The sequence below is a fragment of the Oerskovia sp. USHLN155 genome, assembly GCF_037145535.1.
Taxonomy (GTDB): Bacteria; Actinomycetota; Actinomycetes; order Actinomycetales; family Cellulomonadaceae; genus Oerskovia; species Oerskovia rustica.
This window is the reverse complement of the sequence record NZ_JBBCXG010000006.1, coordinates 150829-171469: the sequence shown is the minus strand read 5'-3', so window position 1 is coordinate 171469 and position 20641 is coordinate 150829. Positions and strand designations below refer to the sequence as shown.

Below are 20641 nucleotides of genomic sequence, written 5' to 3'. Positions count from 1 at the left end.
CGCACGACGACGGCCCCCTTGCTCCAGCCGGGGGAGCAGGGGGCCGTCGCGCCGTGTCGCGAGGTCGTCTCAGCGCCACCAGGTCCGCGGGACGGCGAGGACGACGAGCCCGATCAGCGCGACAGCGGCCACGACGACGAAGAGCCCGTTCCTGTCCAGGGTCGAGGCCGCGAAGCCGACGAGCGCCAGCCCTTGGCACGCGAGCTGGATCACGGCTGCGCGGCGCAGCTCCGGGACGAGCACCGCGCGCTCGACGCGGCCCTTCCGCGGTACGCGCGCAGCCCACCAGGAGGAACGCAGCACGAGGTGGGCGAGCGGGAGGAGCAGGAAGACGACCGGGTCGAACGACGTGTCGGCCCCGAGCGTCGCGAGGGCGCCGCCGAACAGCACCGCGTGCGGCACCGGGGTGTGCGGGCGCGCCACGACGACGGCGGCCAGGACCAGGGCGACGGCCACGCTCCCCAGCAGCGACGGGACCAGCTGGACCACGGCGAGGACGCCGAACACGAACGTCGCCCCGATCAGCACCGCACGCAGGACGTCGCCCGAGACGGTCGGGCCGGTGCTCACCTCGGTCGCCGGCGGTCCCGCTGGTTTCTCGGGCGGGGCGGTGGGGTGCACGCTCATCGGGTCGTCCCTCGCTGGCTGTGGCGTTGACGGCGGGCCGCGAGCTCGAGCGCGGCACGGGCTCCACCCCTGTCGTTCGTCGAGGAGGTCCAGGGGACCACCAGGACGCCCTCGCGTCGGATCGCCTCGAGTCGCTGCTCGCGTTCGAGTCGCGTGATGCGCCACGCGAGCACCACTCCCGGTTCGTCCCGGGGGACGTCGACGGTCGGCAGGATGTCGACCGCGACCACGGGGTGTCCCGTCGCTCGCCAGGTCTGGGCGATCATGGCGCTCTCGTCGTCGAGGAAGGTCGAGAACATGTACACCAGCGCCGACGCCGGGATCTGCGGCGGGCGCGTGCGCCGTCGAGGCTCACCGATCGGGTGGGCAAGGGCGAGGGCGTGGACGATCCGCTGGAGCTGACGCTTGCCCGCAGCCGGCGGGAGCGGGCGACGGATCCACCCGAGGTCCTCGAACCCCACCCGGTCCCCGCCGTCGAGCGCGGTCTGGGCGACCGACGCCGCGGCGTGCCGGGCGATGTCCAGAGACGTCGGCCGGTCCATCGGCAGCGGGCCGCGCCCTCGCCACGTCGTGACGTCGGGACCCACCTCGTCCCGCGAGTCCAGGACCAGGACGATCGTCGCCTCGGCCGTCGCCTGGGTACGCCGGACGTACAACGTCTCGAGCCCGGGGGACCGGCGTGCGGTCGCCCGCCAGTCGATGCGGCGCAGGCGGTCCCCGGGGGCGAACGGGTGCACGTCCCGGAGCTCGGTGCCGTCTCCGAGGCGACGGGTCGTGTGCGGACCCGTGAGCCCGGCGAGCTGGCGCGGCAGGGGGAGGAGACCGAGCGGTTGGGCGGTCGGCAGGACCAACGTCCCCGGGGACCGGACCGCGTCCGGGACCGACTCGACGACGCCCTCGGGTCCCGACGCGACGTGGTCGACCCGGAACATCCGGTGCGGTCCGGTCCTCGCCGAGTGCGTCGTGAGGTCGAGGGTCCGGGACCGGTCGACCAGCACCGTGACGTCCGCGTCCTCGTTCCCGGGGCTGGTGACGCGCAGGCGGACCGGTGTGGCGCCGTCGGGCACGTCGAGGCGGAGCCGCGACCTGAGCTCCCCGGGACGCGCGTCGACGTCCACCGCCGGCTCGAACGTCGCGACCACGGCCTCGCCCCGCGGTCTGGCACTCCACCCCCACACCGCACCGAGCAGCGCAGGAGCGCCCAGGACGGCGATGTCCGCGCGACCCGCGAGGAGACCCGTGCCGAGGAGCGCCAGACCGAGAACCACGCCCGCGGCGAGGCTCGTCGTCTGCTGCCAGCGCGTCGGACGCGAGCCCGTGGCGAGGGAGGTCATCGCGTCGCGGTGGCGACCGCAGCAGGGCCGGGGACGCGGTCGAGGATGGCGCGGACGATGGACTGCGGCTGCGCGTTCGAGGCCCAGGCGGTCGGGGTCAGCGTGAGGCGGTGCGCGAGCACCGGGACCGCGACCCGCTTGACGTCCTCGGGCAGCACGTAGTCCCGGCCGTCGAGGGCGGCCACGGCGCGAGCGAGCAGCACCAGGTTCTGCGACCCACGGGGAGACGCCCCCACCTCGAGCTGGGAGTCGGCGCGCGTGGCCGCGACGAGGTCCACGCAGTACGTGAGGACGTCGGGGTCGACGTCGGTCGCCTCGACCCCCGCCTGCATCGCGAGGACGGTCCGTGCGTCGACGACCTGGCGCACCTCGGCCTGCTCCTGGCGACGGTCGAGACGCCGCCGCAGGACCTCGCGCTCCTCGTCACGGCCGGGGTACCCGACGCCGAGGCGCACCATGAACCGGTCGAGCTGGGCCTCGGGCAGCGGGTAGGTGCCCTCGTACTCGACGGGGTTCGACGTGGCGAGGACGTGGAACGGGCGCTGGAGCGGGTACGTGCTCCCCTCGATCGACACCTGCCGCTCGGCCATGGCCTCGAGGAGCGCCGACTGCGTCTTGGGCGCCGTGCGGTTGATCTCGTCCGCCAGGAAGATGCCCGTGAAGACCGGCCCGGGGCGGAACACGAAGTCGGTCGTGGCCGGGTCGTACACCGAGGACCCCGTGATGTCCGCCGGCAGGAGGTCCGGGGTGCACTGGAGCCTCGCGAAGTCGAGCCCCAGGGCGGTCGCGAGGCTGCGCGCAGCGAGGGTCTTGCCGAGGCCGGGCACGTCCTCGAACAGGACGTGGCCGCCCGCGAGGATCGTGGCGAGCGCGAGCTCGAGCGAGTCCCGCATGCCGACGACGGCCGTACCGACCTCGTCGAGGATGCGGCGGCCGTGAGCGGCCACCTCGGGGATGCTGAGCGCGGGGGCAGGGGAGTCCGTCATCGGGTTCGCCTCTCGGTGCGGGTGTCTACGGATGCTGGGGATGTGGGCAGCGGTGCCGACGGCCGTGCTGGTCAGGCGTCGCTTCGGGTCTGCTGCCGGCCGGCGCTGCGGCCGCCCTCGCCGACGGGCGGGCCGTCGGCGAGGTGCTCGATCGCGCTGACCCACGAGCGCAGGACCTTCATGGTCGGGGGGCGCGGGTCGGAGGTCATCTGCTGGTGGACCTGCGTACCGAGCCTCGCCGCGGCCGCGCGCACCTGAGCCGGGTCGGTGCTGTGGAGGTCGATGCCCTCGTCGGCGAGAGCCGTGGCCGCGAGCGCCCGCACGCGTTGGTGTGCGCGTTCGCTGACGCGTCCGTGGCTTCCGTGCATGGCCCAGGTGAGGTCGGAGAGGTCGCGGCGTGCGCCGTCGCGGTTGGTGTCGGGCAGTGCGCGGTGCTGGGGGTCGTGTCCGGCGTCGATGCGTCGGGAGAGGACGAGGGCGATGAGGAGGGCGACGGTGAGGGCGATGGTGTGGGGGAGGTCGAGGCCGAGGTACGCGAGGGCGATGCCGGTGACGACGAGGAGTGCGGCCTGGGTGAGGATCTTCTTGTCGGTGGTGACCCGGAGCTTCATCGCGTCTGCCTTCGGGGGGCCTGTGTGCCGGGGGTTGCTTGGTGCTGGGGTTCGTCGCTGTCGTCCGTGTCGGGTGGTGCGAAGGCGATGGCGAGGCGTTCGAGGCAGTCGCGGGCTGCGTCGACGTCCTGGGGGGTGAGGGGGTGGGTGGTGAAGCGTGCCCGCTGGTAGAGCTTCAGGAGCGTGGTGACGGCGTCGGGGTCGGCGGGGGTGGCGTCGAGGACGGTCGTGGTGAACTCGGTGGGGGTCTGTGCGGGGTGTCGGCGGTGGCCGGTGTCGGCGGTGGCGTCCTCGAGCGCTATCCAGGCGGCGGTGACGGCGTCGCGGGGGGTGGCGGCGGTGTCGAGGAGCTGCCGGGCGTGCCGGACCCCGCGGCGTAGTTCGGGGAGCTGGACCGTGAGGGTGGGGGTGGCGATGCTGGCGCCGACCGTGACGTGGTCGTGGGGGGTGGGGGCCTCGGGGGCGGGTTCGCGGGTGCGGCGGCGCAGGCGCACGATCGCGATGACGGTGAGGACGACGGCGACCAGGATGGCCAGGTAGGTCATGTACTCGCCGATGCTGAGGCCGGAGGCGCGTTCGTCGAGGCCTTCGAGGAAGAGCGCGGTCTCTTCGGTGCGTTGCACGGGTGGGGTGGGGGCGACGGTGCTGGGTCTGGTGGTGACGGGCTCGAGCCGGAAGCTCCAGCGGTTTCCGGCGGCGGCGCCGACGAGGACGAGGGCGATCAGGACGACGACACCCCCTAGTCGCGTCCGGTTGCTCATGCGGGTCGGTTCCTCTCGGCGTACAGGCCGGCTGCGGCGGCTGTCAGGAAGGCGGCGGGGTCGTCGTCGAGCCCGCGGCCCATGGTGGAGAGTCCGACGGGTGTGGCGCGCAGGGCTCCGAGGAGCGGGGCGTCGGCGTCGGCGTGGACGAGGTGGTGGCGCCCGTGGGGTGCGGCGAGGTGCGCGGCTTGCTCGGTGATGCGTGCGGTGAGTGCGGCCCCCCACCCGGGGAGGGCTTCGACGTCGGCGCTGGGGCGGGGCACGACGACGTCGCTGGCCGCGAGCGCCACCCGGCCGTAGGCGGTCAGGGAGTGGTGGGAGATGCCGAGGTGGCGGTCGCGGGGGTCTGCGCCGGAGACGCGCAGGGATGCGACGGGGCGTCCGCCGAGGGTTGCGGCGGCGTTGAGGGCTTCGCCGGCGGCGACGCCGGAGAAGCCCCAGCGGGTGCCGGTGCCGAGGTTGCCGGGGCCTTGGGTGACGATGGCGAGGTCGGCGCCGGTGACGTGGCGGGCGGCGAGGAGCCCGGTGTGGACGGTGACGGCTTCGTGGTCTCCGCCGTAGGCCTGGCCGACGGTGAGGCAGGTGTGGAGCCAGTCGGCGTCGCGCAGTGCGGCGATGGTGCGGGAGAACGCGGCGGGCAGGGCGCCGCCGTCGGTCATGACGTAGGCGATGCGGGGGGCGGGGCGTCCGTCCTGGGCGGCGGCGAGGCGGGCGCCGGCGGCGATCGCGGGCAGGGCGGAGTGGAGGTCGGCGACGACGACGGGCATGCCGTGGAGGTCGTCGGCGTCGCGCAGGGTGTCGTGGTGGGGGGACTCCTGCTCGTCGACGCCCAGCACGAGGGCCTGCAGGGGGGTGTAGCGGGCCTTGACGAGGTGCCCTGGCCCGGGGGCCGGGTCGGGGGGCAGTGCGCCGGGCAGGGCGACGACGAGGGCGTATCCGCCGGTGCCGAGGCCGCGGGCGAGCGCGGAGACGTTGAGGAGGGCCTGGTCGCCGACCTGGGGTTCTCCGACGAGCTGCGGGTAGGCGAGGGCGCGCACGGTGCGGGGGCGTTCCTCGGCGCCGGGGGCGGTGCTGGCGGGCAGGGGCTCGTCGAGCTCGACGGTCACTTCTTGCGCGCCTTGCCAGGCCCGGCCGCGGGAGATCACCCTTGCACTACGCCACGTCATCACACGGGTGAGGATAGCGTTCGTTAGCGTGGGTGCCGATGCCTGATCAGACGAGTCAACCAGTCAACCCTGCCACGAGGCTCTTGAACCTCGTGATCGCCCTCGTGAACACGAGCGTGTCGATGACGAAGCAGCAGATCCGTACGAGTGTCGCGGGGTATGCCGACGCGCCGTCTCCGGAGGCGTTCGAGCGGATGTTCGAGCGCGACAAGGACTCGTTGCGCGACCTCGGGATACCGATCGTGACGGTCGACGCCGGGGGGCACAGCGACGACGTCGGGTACCGGATCGACCAGGACGCGTACGCGTTGCCTGCGGTCGACCTGACCCCGGCGGAGTTCGGGGTGCTGTCCTTGGCGGCGCAGTTCTGGCAGGACAAGACGTTGCGCACGGACATCTCGCGCGCCTTGACGAAGCTGCGGGCGGCGGGGGCGGGCGAGGTCGCGAACGACGCGGTCGCGGGGCTCGCCCCGCGGGTGCGGGCGGTGGGCGACGCGTACGGTCCCCTCTTGGACGCGATCGAGGCGCTGCGTCCGGTGTCGTTCACGTACCGGGCGGCCTCCACGGGCGAGGTGCGGGACCGCACGGTCGAGCCGTGGCGCATCGCGGCACGCCGCGGCGGGTGGTACCTCCTCGGGTTCGACCGCGAGCGCCAGGCACCGCGGGCCTACCGGTTGAGCCGTATCGAGGGCCGGGTGCGTCTCCTGGGGCGCGCGGGGGCGTTCGCCATCCCGGACGGGGTGGACGTGGACGCGCTCCTGGGGGCGCGGGCCGGGCAGGAGCAGCTGGCGGCCCTGGCGATCGGACCGGAGCGGGCCGAGGCGTTGCGGGCGCGCGGTCGCAGCGACGGCGACGGGCCGGGCTCGGGGCCGCGCGCGGACGGGCGCGACGTGGTGCACGTGTCGTTCACGAACCCGCACGCGTTCGCGGACGAGATCGCGGGGTACGGGGACGCGGTCGTGGTCCTGAGCCCCGCGGGGCTGCGGGACGCGGTGGTGCGCCGGCTGGCGGCCGCGGCGGGCCTGGGGCAGGCACCGGGCACGACGTCGCAGGACCACCCGAACGGCACGACGAGCACGGAGGAGCAGCGTGGCTGAGCGCGCGGACGACCGGTTGGTGCGCCTGCTGGGCATCGTCAGCTACCTGGACGGCGCGGGCGGGGTCCCGGTCGAGGAGCTCGCGACCCGCTTCGGGGTGACGACCCGGCAGATCGTGGAGGACGTCGACGCCCTGTGGGTGTCCGGCACCCCGGGGTACTGGCCCGACGACCTGATCGACTTCGACGCGGACTCCCTCGAGCGGGGCGTGGTGCGGCTCACGGAGGCGCGCGGCATGACGAGGCCCCTGCGCCTGGGCACGCGCGAGGCGGTCGCGCTCATCGCGGCCCTGCGTGCCATGGGGGAGACCCCGGCGGTGCGTTCGGACCGGGCACGGGCCGACGTCGTCGCGTCCGTCCTGGACAAGCTCACCGGGGCGACGGGCGAGGCCGCCGCGGCCCTGGACGTGCGCCTGTCTCCCGACGGCGCCCCCGAGGTCGTCGCCGCGGTGTCCTCGGCGCTGGCGAACCGGCACCGGCTGCGCGTGCGGTACGTGACGAGCTCCGACGTCGTGTCCGAGCGCGAGATCGACCCCGTCGCCCTGCACACCCAGGACGCGTACTCCTACCTCCTCGCGTGGTGCCACCGCGCGCAGGGGCAGCGCACGTTCCGCCTCGACCGGCTCCTGGCCGCGACCGAGCTCGACGTCCCCACGAGCGACCACGACCTGCCGACGGAGGTCGACTTCACGCCCACGGGCGACGCACCGCTCGCGACGATCACGTTCGCGAGCCCGGCCCGCTGGGTCGCGGAGCAGGTCCCCGTCGAGAAGGTCCGCAACCTGCCCGACGGCGCGTTCGAGGTCTCCCTGCGCGTCACCAACCCCGTGTGGTTGCGCCGCCTGCTCCTCGAGCACGCCCGCCACGTCCTGGCCGTGGCCCCCCAGGAGGTCGCCGACGACGTGGCGCAGGCCGCGAGCGCCGCCCTGGCCGCGTACGGGGCCGAGGGCGGTGGCCCGTACGAGCCGGGCGACCCGTCAGCGACGGCGGGGACGACCGGGCCCGCCGGCGGCCCGGCGAACTAGGCTGGGTCGTATGTGGTTCACCATCTGGTCCGTCCTGGTCGTCGGTACGCTCGTCGGCGCCTTCTTCCTGGGGCGCGACCTGTGGCGCAAGGCCAGGGCGCTGTTCGCGCAGATGTCGGAGTCGGCGCTCGTGATGGACCGGTTCGCGCAGCGCACGGACGAGGTCACCGCGGCGCTGGCGACGTCGCAGCCCAGCACGGCGCCCACCCTGTTCGACGACCCGGTCCTCCTGCACGAGCGGGTCGAGGAACTGCGCGCGCAGCGGGCCGAGCGCCGTGTGGAGCGCAGGACCCGCAACAAGGTGACGTGGGACCGGTGGCGTCGATTCAACGCGTAGGATCTGCGACAACAAGACTTGCGTCCGACTCCAAGGGAGCCATCTCATGGGCATGCTGAAGCCCTGGCACATCATCGTTCTTGTCGTCGTCGTCCTGCTCCTGTTCGGGGCGAAGCGACTTCCCGACCTGGCCCGCAGCGTGGGCCAGTCCCTCAAGATCTTCAAGAGCGAGGTCAAGGACCTGCGCGACGACGACAAGCCCGCGGAGCCTGCCGTCAAGGATGACGACGCCCCCAAGGCCTGATCCGTGGCCGGTTCGACGAAGACGGCCAGGTCCTCCGAAGGGCGCATGCCGCTGCGCGAGCACCTGCTCGAGATCCGCAAGCGACTGTTCCTGGTCTCGTGCGGGCTCGTCGTGGGCGCGATCGGCGGCTGGTTCCTCTACGAGCCGCTGCTGGCCGCGCTCCAGGCGCCCCTCGAGGCGGCGGCGGCCGCGCAGAACAAGGTCATCAACCTGAACTACTCGGGCATGGCGACCGCGCTCGACATGAAGATCAAGGTCTCCCTGTTCCTCGGGGTGCTCGTGACCTGCCCGTGGTGGCTGTACCAGCTGTGGGCGTTCATCACCCCGGGCCTGACCCGCAAGGAACGCCGCTACGCCGTGGGCTTCCTCGGGGCGTCGGTGCCCCTGTTCCTCGGCGGCGTCGCCCTGGCCTGGTGGGTCCTGCCGCACGCGGTCGACATCCTCGCGGCGTTCGTCCCCGAGGGCGCGACCAACCTCACGGACGCGCAGGGCTACCTGAGCTTCGTGATGCGCCTCGTCCTGGCGTTCGGGCTCGCGTTCGTCCTGCCCGTCGTCCTGGTCGCCCTGAACTTCGCGGGCCTGGTCCGGTCCACGGCCCTGCTCGCCGGGTGGCGCTGGGCCGTCCTCATCGCGTTCGTCTTCGCGGCCGTCATGACCCCCACACCCGACGCGCTCACGATGATCTTCGTCGCGCTGCCCATCTGCGTCCTGTACTTCGGCGCCGTCGGGATCGCGATCCTGCGCGACCGCAGCACCGACAAGCGCGCCGCCGCCGCGCTCTCCGGTGCCTGACCGGGCACAGCCCCGCCCCGCCCGCCTCGCCGTCGTCGTCAACCCGACGGCAGACCGCGGGCGCGGGCGAGGCGACGGCGCGCGCACCCTCGCGCTCCTGCGCGAGGCCGGGCACCACGTCCTGGACCTGAGCGCCCCCAACGCGCCCCTCGCCCTCGAGAACGCCCGCGACGCCGTCGCCTCGGGCATGCAGGTCGACGCGCTCGTGGTCGTCGGCGGGGACGGCATGGTCCACCTCGGTGTCAACGCGGTCGCCGGGACCGGGATCCCCCTCGGCGTCGTCGCCGCCGGCACGGGCAACGACTTCGCCGCGGCCCTCGACCTGCCCGTGCACGACGTCCCCGCCGCCGTCGAGATCCTCCTCGACGCCCTGTCGGCCCGCCGCGCCGGCACCGGGGGAGTGCGGGTCGTCGACGCCGCCCGCGCCGAACCCCTCGACGCCCACCTCGCCCCGCGCCCCGGGCGCGGCCGCTGGTTCTGCGGCGTCCTGTCCGCAGGCCTCGACGCCGCCGTCAACGCCCACGCCAACGCGTTGACGTGGCCGCGGGGCAGCGCCAAGTACGTGCGCGCCGTCGCGAGCGAGCTCGCCCGGTTCCGCCCCTACGGGTACCGCATCACCGCCGACCTCGCCCCGGGCACGGCGCCTGACATGCCCGACGTCGCGCACCCCTTCGTGTGGACCTCGCCCGGGACGCTGGTCGCCGTGGCCAACGGGTACCGCTTCGGCGGCGGCGTCCAGATCGCGCCCGACGCCCGGATCGACGACGGCCTCCTCGACCTCGTCACCGCCGGGCCCCTGACCCGGCTCGGTGCCGCACGCATCTTCCCCGGCATGTACCAGGGCAAGCACGTGCACCACCCCGCCGTCGACCTGCGGAACGTCACGTCCGTCCTCCTCGAGGCCACCGACGCCGGTCGCCCACCGCCCCCGGCCTTCGCCGACGGGGAACGCATCTCCCACCTGCCCGTGCGCGTCACGGTCGTCCCCGGCGCCCTGCACGTCCTCGACGGCCGCGTCACCGGGTCTCCGCCCGCCTGACGACGAAAAGCCCCCCGGACCGACACACCCGGACCGTAGGGTGGTGGCATGACCGCAGCACCCCGCACCGCCGGCAACGCAGGACACGACGACACAGCCGGCCAGGCGAGCCCCGCGGAGCGGTACGCGGCCTCGCGCGCCCTCCAGGCATCCTCCCGCACCCAGCTCGCCGCGTTCCGCGAGGTCGTCGGCTTCCCGTTCGACGACTTCCAGGTCCGCGCCTGCCAGGCCCTCGAAGAAGGGCGCGGCGTCCTCGTCGCCGCGCCCACCGGGGCCGGCAAGACCGTCGTGGGGGAGTTCGCCGTCCACCTCGCGCTCGCCGGCGGCCGCAAGGCCTTCTACACGACGCCCATCAAGGCCCTGTCCAACCAGAAGTACGCCGACCTCGCGCGCCGCCACGGACCCGACCAGGTGGGCCTGCTCACGGGCGACACCTCCATCAACGGCGACGCCCCGATCGTCGTCATGACCACCGAGGTCCTGCGCAACATGCTCTACGCGGGCTCGCGCGCCCTCGACGGCCTCGCGTTCGTCGTCATGGACGAGGTCCACTACCTCGCCGACCGTTTTCGGGGACCCGTCTGGGAAGAGGTCATCATCCACCTCGACGACGACGTCCAGCTCGTGTCCCTGTCCGCGACGGTGTCCAACGCCGAGGAGTTCGGCGACTGGCTCGAGATGGTGCGCGGCGACACCGCCGTCATCGTCAGCGAGCGCCGCCCCGTCCCGCTGTGGCAGCACGTCCTCGTCGGCTCCCGCCATCGCGGCCCCCGCACCCCCGGGGAGGTCGTGCGCCCCGGCACCGGTGCGGACCTGATCGACCTCTACGCGGGGCACGTCGACCCGACCGACCCGGGCGTCAACCCGCCCATCAACCCCGACCTGCTCGCGGCGTTCCGCAGCGGCGCCCGTGACGGCGGCTACCCGGGCCGGGGCGGACGCGGCGGGGACCGCGGCTACCGAGGGCGCGGCGGACGCCAGCCCTCGGGCGGGTTCCGGGGAGGATCGGGCGACGGGGGCGGGCGCCGCACCCCGCCACGCTTCGCCGTGGTCGACGCCCTGGACGCCGACGGGCTGCTGCCCGCGATCTTCTTCATCTTCTCCCGCGCCGGGTGCGAGGCCGCCGTGACCCAGTGCCTGGCCGCCGGGCTGCGCCTGACCACGCCCGCGCAGGAGGCCGAGATCCGTGCGACCGTCGAGGCGCGCAGCGCGACCCTGCCCGCCGAGGACCTCGACGTCCTCGGGTACTGGACGTGGAGCGAGTCCCTCGCGCGCGGCGTCGCCGCCCACCACGCGGGCATGCTGCCCATCTTCAAGGAGATCGTCGAGGACCTGTTCAGCCGGGGCCTGGTCAAGGTCGTGTTCGCGACCGAGACCCTCGCCCTGGGCATCAACATGCCCGCCCGGTCCGTCGTGCTGGAGAAGCTCGTCAAGTGGGACGGGACCTCGCACGTCGACATGACCCCGGGGGAGTACACCCAGCTCACGGGCCGCGCCGGGCGCCGCGGCATCGACGTCGAGGGGCACGCCGTCGTCGTCGACCACCCCGGGCTCGACCCCGTCGCCCTCGCGGGCCTCGCGTCCAAGCGCCTGTACCCGCTCAAGTCCTCGTTCCGTCCCACCTACAACATGGCCGTCAACCTCGTCGCGCAGGTGGGCCGCGAGCGCGCCCGCGACGTCCTGGAGACGTCGTTCGCGCAGTTCCAGGCGGACCGGGGCGTCGTGGGTCTCGCCAAGCAGGCGCAGGCGCACGCGGAGGCCCTCGAGGGGTACGCGCAGGCCATGACGTGCGACCGGGGCGACTTCGGCGAGTACGCCAGGCTCCGGCGGGCGATCGCGACCCGTGAGGCCGACCTGTCGAAGTCGGCGCAGCGGGCCCGGCGCGCCCAGATCGTCGCGGACTTCGAGAACCTGCGCGTCGGCGACGTCGTCGAGCTGCCCACGGGCCGACGCGCCGGGTACGTCGTGGTGCTCGACCCCGGCAAGGACGGCGGCTTCGACGGCCCCCGCCCCACCGTCCTCACCGAGGACAAGCACGTCAAGAAGCTCACGGTCGCCGACGCCCCCTCCGGGATCCGCACGGTCGGCACGGTCCGCATCCCCAAGACCTTCAACCCGCGCGTGCCCGCCGCCCGCCGCGACCTGGCCTCCTCGCTGCGCAACGCGCTCGGCGCCTTCGTCGACACCCCCGGCGCCCCGTCGCGGGGCAAGGCGCCCACCGTGCGGTCGGCTGCGGCCGACGACAAGGAGCTCAGCCGCCTGCGAGCAGCCCTGCGCGCCCACCCCTGCCACGACTGCCCCGAGCGGGAGGACCACGCGCGCTGGTCCGAGCGGTGGGCCAAGCTCAAGAAGGAGCACGACGCCCTCGTGCGGCGCGTCGAAGGACGCACCGGCTCGATCGCGCGCGTCTTCGACCGCATCTGCGACATCCTCACCGGCCTCGGGTACCTGGAGGTCGACCCCCACCCGGCCGGCGGAGGCGAGCTCGTGGACGCCCCGGTGGACGGTGCGCCGCCCGCCACCACGCGCCCCCGGCCCGGGCGTACCCCTGCCCCCGACGTCAGGATCACCGACGCCGGGCAGTGGTTGCGCAGGCTGTACGCAGAGAACGACCTGCTGCTCGCCGAGTGCCTGCGCCGCGGCGTGTGGGACGACCTCGACCCCGCCGGGCTCGCCGCGGTCGTCTCGACGCTCGTCTTCTCGGCCCGCCGCGACGAGGCGGGGGAGCCGTACGTGCCCGGCGGCCCCCAGGGAAAGCTCGCGCGCGCCCTCGACGCGACCGTCGTCGTGTGGTCCGAGGTCGACGACCTCGAGGAGGCCCACCACATCGACGCGACCGGCACCCTCGACCTCGGCATCGTCGCCGCCGTGCACCGGTGGGCCAGCGGCCGCAGCCTCGACGCCGTCCTGCGCGGCTCCGAGCTCGCCGCCGGGGACTTCGTGCGCTGGTGCAAGCAGATCATCGACGTCCTCGACCAGCTCGCGACCGCAGCCCCCACCCCGGCGATGCGCAAGACCGCGGTCCGGGCCATCGAGGCCGTCCGCCGGGGGGTCGTGGCCTACTCCAGCGTGTGACCTTCGCGTCACGCACGCCCGGCGCACCCCGCGAAAGGGGCGCGCCGGGCACGGCGTGGCATATCGTGTGGTTTCGTGGCCTCCACCCTGTACCGCAACGGTGTCATTCACTCCTCGACCGACCCCTTCGCCGAGGCGATGCTCGTCGACGGCGGGGTGATCACCTGGATCGGCGCCGACGACACAGCCGCCGGGCTCGCCGCCCGAGCCGACCGCGTCGTCGACCTCGACGGCGCCCTCGTCGCCCCCGGGTTCGTCGACTCCCACGTCCACGTCCTCGAGACCGGTCTCGCCCTCGCGGGTGTCGACCTGTCCGCGAGCGCCGGCGTCACGTCCCTGGCCGACGCGCTCGACGCGCTGCACGCCGCGGTCGAGGCCCGCCCGGCCGCCGAGGCGGACGACGTGGTGCTCGCGTTCGGGTGGGACGAGCAGGAGTGGCCCGAGCACCGCGCCCCGACGCGCCACGAGCTCGACGCGGCGTGCGGGGGAGCGCTCGTGTACGCGGCGCGCGTCGACGTGCACTCCGCCGTGGTCTCGACGTCCCTCGCGCAGCGGGCGGGCCTCGAGGGGCGCCCGGGCTGGACGGAGAGCGGCTGGGTCACGCTGGACGCCCACCACGCCGCCCGGGACGCGGCCCGTGCGATGACCCCCGAGCGGCGCACCGCGGTCTACCGTGCGGCGCTGGACGCGGCCGCGCGGCGGGGCATCGTGTCGGTGCACGAGAACAGCGCCCCCTCGATCGACACCCGGGACGGGCTGCGCGAGCTCATGGACCTCACGGGGGACCCGCAGGGCGCCCTGCCGCACCTCGTCGCGTACCGGGGCGAGCTGTGCGCCACCCCCGACGACGCGCGCGCCCTCCTGGCCGACCTGCCCGGCCTGGCCGGCATCGCGGGAGACCTGAACGTCGACGGGTCGCTCGGCTCGCGCACCGCGGCGCTGCGGCACCCGTACTCCGACCTCACGGGCACCCCCGGCGAGGCCGGGCCCGACGGGCGCGGCAACCAGTACCTGTCCGCCGAGCAGATCGCGGCCCACCTGTCCGCCGTCGCCGCGGTGGGCACCCAGGGCGGGTTCCACGTCATCGGGGACCGGGCCATGGACGAGTTCCTCGTGGGGCTGCGCGCCGCCGCCGAGGCGGACGGGGCGGCGGCGCACCGCCGTGCCGCGCACCGCGTCGAGCACGCCCTGTTCGTCGACACCAACGCCCTCTCGACGCTCCTGCTGTTCGGGGTGTCGCTGTCCATCCAGCCGGTGTTCGACGCCGCCTGGGGTGGCCCCGACGGCATGTACGCCTCACGCCTGGGTCCCACGCGCGTGGCCGGGCTCTCGCCCTTCGCCGACCTTGCCGGGGCGGGGGTCCCGCTCGCCTTCGGTTCCGACTCTCCCGTGACCGCGATGGACCCCTGGTCCGCGGTCCGGGCCGCGATGTCGCACGCCGACCCCGACCAGCGCGTCTCCGCGCGGGCCGCGTTCCGGGCGCACACGCGCGGGGGCTGGCGCATCGCCGGGCTCGACCACACGGGCGCGGGCCAGCTGCGCGTCGGCGCGCCCGCCCACCTCGCGGTCTGGCGTGCCGAGCACCTCGCCGTGCAGGGCACGGGGACCTCGGTGTCCTCCTGGAGCACCGACGCCCGCTCCGGCACGCCGCTGCTGCCCGACCTCACCGACGACGCACCCGACCCGACGTGCCTGCAGACGGTGCGTGACGGCGTCGTGCTGTACGACACGTTCGACTGAGCCCCGGTTCGACCCGGCCGGGCCACCGGCGGGTCGTCCGCCGCGCCCTCGCGCGGGTGAGGCCGGTCGCGCCGCCGCAGGTCACCGGGGCGCGACCGGCGGCACCGCCTGCCAGGGCGCGCGTTCGGATTGACACCTCCGTGAGGGGCGGTAAGTTCGATGACGTGTTCCGGCCGTCAGCGCCGCAGGGGTTCGAGCCACCATCTCACCGTCCGTCCTGCGTGCTCTGACGTGCATCGGCTCGACCCGCGCGTTCAGTAGACAACACGGCCTCACCGGTGGCGGTGCGACGTGGTCCGAAGGACGCGCGGGTCGGCCCACATCTCCCGGCCGACCTGCAGGTACGTGGCGTACCCTGCACTGGTGTCGACCCGTGAGCCGAGCCGCTGGCTGCTGATCCTTCTCGCCGCCGGTGGTGGCTTCCTGACGAACACCGCCTTCCCCGACCGTGGGTGGTGGCCCATGGCGTTCGTCGGGGTCGCAGCCCTCTTCCTGGCCCTGCGTCGTGACCGCGTCTGGTGGAACGCCCTCGTCGGGCTCGTGTGGGGCCTCGCGTTCTTCCTCCCGCACATCCAGTGGGCTCAGATCGCGACCGACACCGTGCCCTGGCTCGCCTTGAGCGTCCTCGAAGCGGTCTTCCTCGCGCTGTTCGGCGCGATGTGGACCTGGGCCCGGCGGATCGGGGCCGTCGCCCGCAACCTCGCGTGGCAGGTCGTGACGTTCTCCGTGCTGTGGGTCGCGGTCGAGCAGTGGCGCTCCGAGTTCCCGTTCGGCGGGTTCCCCTGGGGGCGGCTCGCGTTCTCCCAGGTCGACTCCCTGCTGGGGCGCACCGCCTGGCTCGGCGGAGGACTGCTCGTCTCCCTGCTGACCGCCGCGATCGGGGTCCTGCTCGCCGTGTTCGTGCTCGAGGCCCGGAAGGTGCGCGCCCTGCCCGCCCTGTGCGCACTGGGTACGGCCGCCGTGCTCCTCGGCGCGGGCCTCGTCGTCCCGCTCGACACCCGCGCCGAGACCGGGACCCTGAAGATCGGCGCGGTCCAGGGGAACGTCGGGGAACCGGGCCTCGGGTCCTTCGCCAACCGTGGCGAGGTCCTGCAGAACCACGTCGACGGCACGCTCGCCCTGCTCGACGAGGTCGACCCCGGCGAGCTCGACGTCGTCCTGTGGCCCGAGAACGGCTCCGACCTCGACCCGCAGACCACCCCCGACGTCGCCGCCGACATCGACGCGGCCGCGACGACCGTCGGCGCGCCCATCCTCGTCGGGGCGCAGGAGTTCCCCGAGACCGGCGGGCGGTACAACGTGTCGCTGCTGTGGGCCCCCGGGCAGGGTGTCATCGACCGGTACGCCAAGCAGCACCCCGCACCGTTCGGCGAGTACATCCCGATGCGCAGCTTCGTGCGCATCTTCTCCGACCAGGTGGACCGCGTGACCACGGACATGATCGCGGGCGACGAGGTCGCGGTCGTCGACCTGCCCTCCGAACGCCTCGGGCGCACCGTCCCGCTCGGCACCGTCATCTGCTTCGAGGTCGCGTACGAGGAGCTCATCCGCGACGCCGTGAACGCCGGCGCGGAGCTCCTCGTCGTGCCCACCAACAACGCGTCCTTCGGGTACAGCGCCGAGTCCACCCAGCAGCTCGCCATGTCTCGCCTGCGCGCCGTCGAGACCGGGCGCGCGACCGTGCAGATCTCGACCGTCGGCGTCAGCGGCATCATCGCCCCCAACGGCGCGCTCCTGCAGAGCACCGAGCTCTTCACGGCCGACCAGATGGTCGCGACCTTGCCCCTGCGCGACTCCCTGACCCCGGCCGTACGGCTGGGGTACTGGCCCGGGTGGATCGCGGGCGGGCTCACGGTCCTGCTCGTCGTCGCGGGCGTCGTCGCCCACGTCTCCCGTCCGGCCGCGAGCGCCAAGGCCCCTGCGCGCAAGCCCACCGCCAAGCGCCCGACGTCCAAGCCTGCACGCCGCTAGTCGTCCGACCGCGCGGTGCGCACCCCGGGAAGGCCCGTCCTGCCCGACGGCGAGGTTCGCCCGGGTGCGACGGCCCCGGTGGGTGCGCGGCGCCGTCGGGCGGACCGGACACCTGTCGGTGAGCGGGGGAGAGCCCGGCCGAGGCCCCAGGGACGACGAAGGGCCCGGAGCTCCGAGGAGTTCCGGGCCCGACGCGTCAGACGATCAGGCGCTGCGGCGCAGCTTGCCGGCACGCAGGAGACCGAGGCGCTCGTCGAGCAGCTCCTCGAGCTCCTTGATCGTGCGACGCTCGAGCAGCATGTCCCAGTGCGTACGGGCGGGCTTGCCGGCCTTGGGCTCGGGGCGCTCCGCGTCACGCAGGAGGGCCTCCTCACCGCAGCGACACTCCCACACCGCGGGCACCTCGGCCTCGGTCGAGAACGGCAGGATGATGGTGTGACCGTTGGGGCAGTCGTAGTGCGCCTGGAAACGAGGGGCGAAGTCGACGCCCGCGTCGGACTCCATGCTCTTCGCACCGATGCTCATTCCACGTAGGGACCGGTCTGGCATGTCGTCCTCCAAGGGGTAGCGGCAGGGGTTGTCTATGGGGGTCAACGTCCGACCGGATGCGCGTGTTCCGGCGGGGCGTGAAGGTCCGGTGAACGCACGTGGCACGCCGAACCCACCCGTCGAGGCTGCCCAGCAGACCGCACGCATCGGGGAGGACGCGCACACCCGCGAGACCACCGACCAGGTTTCCGGTTTTCGCAGGTCGGCGCAACTCCACACGCACGATCGACGGTGTGATGTTGCCCGGGGCACTGCCTGTACCGCACGTCAGGGGACCGGCCAGAGCCCACCGGTGGGACGCGGACGTGACCGTCGATCCGCCGGTGCCGCCGCTCGACGACCTGTCCGGATCGTCGCTGATGCGACGGATCGCGGTACCGTTCGTGCTGTGAGGAACCAGGCAGACCACGCACAGTGGACGGATCGTCATGGCGACCGTTGAGGCGTACGAGACGACGGCCGGGCGACGGTACATGGTTCGTTACCGCACCCCCGAGCGCAAGCAGACCAAGAAGCGTGGCTTCAAGACCAAGCGCAGCGCCGAGGCCTTCGCGTCCTCGCTCGAGGTGTCCATCCTGCGCGGCGAGTTCATCGACCCGACGGCAGCCCGGTCGACCGTGCACGAGCTCGGGGGAGCGTGGCTCGGGCGCCAGACCCACCTCAAACCGTCGACCGCCCGCGCGATCGAGAGCTCGTGGCGGCTGCACGTCACGCCCCGGTGGGGGAGCGTGCCCGTCGCGGAGATCCGGCGCACCGCGGTGCAGGCCTGGGTCTCCGACCTGAGTGCCACCTACAGCGCGACGACGGTCGCCCGCGCGCACGGCGCCCTCGCGTCGCTGCTCGACGACGCCGTCGACGACCGACGCATCCTCACCAACCCGGCCCGCGGGGTCAACCTGCCCCGCAAGGTCCGGCGCGAGCACACCTACCTCGACCACCAGCAGGTCGCCGCGCTCGCCACCGCGGCCGGCCGGCACGAGACCCTCGTCCTGGTCCTCGCCTACTGCGGGCTGCGCTGGGGCGAGGCCGCGGGCCTCCGTGTCCGGGACCTCGACATGCTCCGCCAGCGCCTGCGCATCAACCAGAACGCGGTCGAGGTCGGCTCCGAGATCGTCGTCGGGACGCCCAAGACCCACGAGCGGCGCTCCGTCCCGTTCCCCGCGTTCCTCTCGCTGCCCCTCGCCGCAGCGTGCGAGGGCAAGGGGCGCGACGACGTCGTCTTCCACGGCGACCGCGGCACCTACCTCAAGCGGTCCAAGTCGGGCACCGGCTGGTTCTCCCGCGCGGCTCGTGTCGCGGGCATCGACGACCACCTCACTCCGCACGACCTCCGCCACAGCGCCGCGAGCCTCGCGGTGTCCGCGGGGGCGAACGTCAAGGCCGTCCAGCGCATGCTGGGACATGCCTCCGCGAGCATGACCCTCGACGTCTACGCGGACCTCTTCGAGAAGGATCTCGACGGTGTCGCGGTCGCGCTGGAGACGGCGCGACTGCGTGCGGTCTCGCCCGGCTAGTGCCCAGGGTGTGCCCACGAGGTTCGATCCAGCCGCGGGCAGACGTGCTCGATCGTTGATGTTGCAACGGTTCACGGGGGAGTGGTGACTCCTGCCCCGTGGGTCTAGAACTCACGGGGCATCGACCTTCCAGGCGCACGACGGACATTCACGACCGGTTCCGTACCTGCGGCGACGTGTCCGAGATGCGCCGAGCGCGACAAGGACGCCGACGCTCTCAGGGCTTCCTGGAGAAGTCTGTCGACATCAAGAGACTTCGCTCCGGCGAGGGCGGGCGCGTGCCCGGCGCCGCTCGATAGAGTCGGACGACGCACGACGGACGCACACGGCGCCGTTGACGACGAGGGGGTCACGTGGTGAGCACGAGTCCAGGTCCGATGGACGTCACATTCTCTGCGCCGATCGGCGTGACGGTGCGCGACGACGTCTGGTCGTGCGTCGAGGTGCCCGACTCGGTGGAGCTCCTGGGCACGGGGAAGGCCGTACGCGTGGTCGCGACCGTGGACGGCCACGACCTCACGGCCGGGCTCATGCCGACCGGGTCCGGTGGCCACATGCTCTCGATCAGCGCAAAGCTCCGTAAGAAGCTCGGCAAGGACATCGGAGACACGGTGACGGTCCATCTTTCGGAACGACTGACCTGAATTCCTGACGACTGCTCCGCATTCCCCGGTCGCGTGGCGCGAAAAGCACCACACGACCGGGGAGGTGACATTCTTGTCGCGGGGTCAGCGCCAGAACTCGGTCAGGCGATCGGCCACAGCCAGGCCCTGCTCGTACCCGGTTCGAGCGGCCGTCGGGCGGAGCGAGAGATCCATCGCGTTGGCACCGAACAGGTGCTCGGAGTCGGCGTCCGGGAAGATCGACACGACCTCGCTGCCACGCGCGCGGAGCTCGTCGGCCTGCGTCGCCAGCTGCTGTCCCCATGTCGGCGGGGTGAGGGACCGGCCGCCGAACGGGGACAGCACGAGCACCCGCCCGTACCCCGCGGCGAGGTCGGCGTTCTCGTTGCGCCGGTAGCCCCCGTCGATGTACCGGCGACCGGCGATCTCGTAGGGAAGACCGCTCGAACAGCTCGCGGCGACGGCGTCCACCAGGTCGACCCCGCTGTCGCGGTCGAAGACCGTCGGCTCCCCGGTCTCGGCATCGACAGCCGTGAGGAGGACCCGTCGCAGCAGCGGCCACGTCTGACCCGGAAGCCGTGACGCGACCGTGGACCGCCACCGTTCCTGCCAGGAACCGTCCGACGTCGACTCCCGCTCGAGCGCTGCGGCGCCCACACGTCTGCGCAGGTCAGCCTGGTCGTGGGCCGAGGCGATGAGGGCGCGCATCCGTTCGAGGTGGTCGTCGACAGGCCTGCGGGCAGCTCCCTCCGGAGCGCGTCGCCCCGAAGGGGTCGAGGCAAGGGCCGCCGCCAGCAGGTCGGCCGGGGCCGCACCCGCCAGCTGGGCGGCAGCGGTCGAGCCAGCCGACGTCCCGACGGTCACGTCGGGGGTGGTCACGTCCACACCGGCCTCGAACAGGCCGGCGACGACGCCGATCAGCCAGGCGTTTCCTGTCGAGCCCCAGCCACCGAGGACCACGGCCCGGCCACCGGCAGGTCGTGCCTGCGGGCCGGGGTCGGGCGTCACGGGGGAGTGCACGGGAGAAGAGGGTGAGGTGTTCATGGGACTCGCCTTTCGCGAAGTAGCTGGCAAGCGCTCCCGGTGGCGACTAGCGCCGTCGCGTGATCGTGGGCTGCGGGGGAGCGCCCGGTACGGATGCTGCGTTCACG

19 protein-coding genes are annotated in these 20641 nt (G+C 73.5%); 11 read left to right on the top strand and 8 right to left on the bottom strand.

What is annotated here, in order from left to right:
* Positions 1-69: 69 nt before the first annotated feature.
* The 6 genes from WFH32_RS10385 to WFH32_RS10360 form a co-directional block, all read right to left on the bottom strand.
* A complete protein-coding gene (locus tag WFH32_RS10385; RefSeq protein ID WP_336707301.1) occupies positions 70-627 on the bottom strand; it encodes a hypothetical protein in 558 nt (185 codons plus the stop codon).
* Positions 624-1961: a DUF58 domain-containing protein gene (locus WFH32_RS10380; protein ID WP_191796869.1), complete on the bottom strand. Its 1338-nt coding sequence runs from the start codon at positions 1959-1961 to the stop codon at positions 624-626. The genes WFH32_RS10385 and WFH32_RS10380 overlap by 4 nt, the downstream gene beginning before the upstream one ends.
* On the bottom strand, positions 1958-2947 hold the full coding sequence (locus WFH32_RS10375; protein WP_336707299.1) for an AAA family ATPase: 990 nt from the start codon (positions 2945-2947) through the stop codon (positions 1958-1960). Before WFH32_RS10375 ends, WFH32_RS10380 begins: the two co-directional genes overlap by 4 nt.
* A 71-nt stretch (positions 2948-3018) precedes the next feature.
* Positions 3019-3558 carry a hypothetical protein gene (locus tag WFH32_RS10370; RefSeq protein ID WP_336707298.1) on the bottom strand — a complete coding sequence of 180 codons (540 nt, stop codon included), beginning with the start codon at positions 3556-3558 and terminating at the stop codon, positions 3019-3021.
* The gene (locus WFH32_RS10365; RefSeq protein WP_336707297.1) at positions 3555-4319 is read right to left on the bottom strand and encodes a DUF4129 domain-containing protein; all 765 of its coding nucleotides are present in this window, start codon (positions 4317-4319) and stop codon (positions 3555-3557) included. The genes WFH32_RS10370 and WFH32_RS10365 overlap by 4 nt, the downstream gene beginning before the upstream one ends.
* Entirely contained in the window at positions 4316-5488 is a 1173-nt protein-coding gene (locus tag WFH32_RS10360; protein WP_336707296.1) for a DUF3866 family protein, read from the bottom strand. Before WFH32_RS10360 ends, WFH32_RS10365 begins: the two co-directional genes overlap by 4 nt.
* Positions 5489-5607: 119 nt before the next feature.
* On the opposite strand from WFH32_RS10360, the gene WFH32_RS10355 reads away from it, so the two are divergent.
* The 9 genes from WFH32_RS10355 to lnt all read left to right on the top strand — a co-directional run bounded on the left by WFH32_RS10355 (position 5608) and on the right by lnt (position 16804).
* Positions 5608-6582: a helix-turn-helix transcriptional regulator gene (locus WFH32_RS10355; protein ID WP_225228276.1), complete on the top strand. Its 975-nt coding sequence runs from the start codon at positions 5608-5610 to the stop codon at positions 6580-6582.
* Positions 6575-7606: a helix-turn-helix transcriptional regulator gene (locus tag WFH32_RS10350; RefSeq protein ID WP_336707295.1), complete on the top strand. Its 1032-nt coding sequence runs from the start codon at positions 6575-6577 to the stop codon at positions 7604-7606. The genes WFH32_RS10355 and WFH32_RS10350 overlap by 8 nt, the downstream gene beginning before the upstream one ends.
* Before the next feature lie 10 nt (positions 7607-7616).
* Entirely contained in the window at positions 7617-7943 is a 327-nt protein-coding gene (locus WFH32_RS10345) for a hypothetical protein (RefSeq protein WP_191796876.1), read from the top strand.
* Between the two features lie 46 nt (positions 7944-7989).
* The gene (gene tatA / locus WFH32_RS10340; protein WP_036571710.1) at positions 7990-8187 is read left to right on the top strand and encodes a Sec-independent protein translocase subunit TatA; all 198 of its coding nucleotides are present in this window, start codon (positions 7990-7992) and stop codon (positions 8185-8187) included.
* A 3-nt stretch (positions 8188-8190) separates the two neighbouring features.
* Entirely contained in the window at positions 8191-8979 is a 789-nt protein-coding gene (tatC, locus tag WFH32_RS10335) for a twin-arginine translocase subunit TatC (protein ID WP_404822042.1), read from the top strand.
* A complete protein-coding gene (locus WFH32_RS10330) occupies positions 8972-10018 on the top strand; it encodes a diacylglycerol/lipid kinase family protein (protein ID WP_336707291.1) in 1047 nt (348 codons plus the stop codon). The genes tatC and WFH32_RS10330 overlap by 8 nt, the downstream gene beginning before the upstream one ends.
* A gap of 48 nt (positions 10019-10066) precedes the next feature.
* Positions 10067-13093 carry a DEAD/DEAH box helicase gene (locus WFH32_RS10325; RefSeq protein WP_336707290.1) on the top strand — a complete coding sequence of 1009 codons (3027 nt, stop codon included), beginning with the start codon at positions 10067-10069 and terminating at the stop codon, positions 13091-13093.
* Between the two features lie 75 nt (positions 13094-13168).
* The gene (locus tag WFH32_RS10320; RefSeq protein WP_336707289.1) at positions 13169-14833 is read left to right on the top strand and encodes an amidohydrolase; all 1665 of its coding nucleotides are present in this window, start codon (positions 13169-13171) and stop codon (positions 14831-14833) included.
* Positions 14834-15196: 363 nt separating this feature from the next.
* Complete coding sequence (lnt, locus tag WFH32_RS10315; protein ID WP_191796880.1) at positions 15197-16804, top strand: apolipoprotein N-acyltransferase; 1608 nt, start codon at positions 15197-15199, stop codon at positions 16802-16804.
* 204 nt (positions 16805-17008) lie between these two features.
* On the opposite strand, the gene WFH32_RS10310 is transcribed toward lnt, so the two are convergent.
* Positions 17009-17353: an RNA polymerase-binding protein RbpA gene (locus tag WFH32_RS10310; protein ID WP_138824427.1), complete on the bottom strand. Its 345-nt coding sequence runs from the start codon at positions 17351-17353 to the stop codon at positions 17009-17011.
* Positions 17354-17781: 428 nt separating this feature from the next.
* Between WFH32_RS10310 and WFH32_RS10305 the strand changes: the two genes are divergently transcribed.
* Positions 17782-18867, top strand: coding sequence for a site-specific integrase (locus WFH32_RS10305; protein ID WP_191796881.1), 1086 nt, complete (start codon positions 17782-17784; stop codon positions 18865-18867).
* Positions 18868-19244: 377 nt separating this feature from the next.
* The gene (locus WFH32_RS10300) at positions 19245-19511 is read left to right on the top strand and encodes a DUF1905 domain-containing protein (RefSeq protein WP_336707287.1); all 267 of its coding nucleotides are present in this window, start codon (positions 19245-19247) and stop codon (positions 19509-19511) included.
* 84 nt (positions 19512-19595) lie between these two features.
* Here the strand turns inward: WFH32_RS10300 and WFH32_RS10295 are convergent, their stop codons facing one another.
* Positions 19596-20534, bottom strand: a complete 939-nt coding sequence (locus tag WFH32_RS10295; protein WP_336707286.1) for a patatin-like phospholipase family protein — start codon at positions 20532-20534, stop codon at positions 19596-19598.
* Positions 20535-20641: the final 107 nt, after the last annotated feature.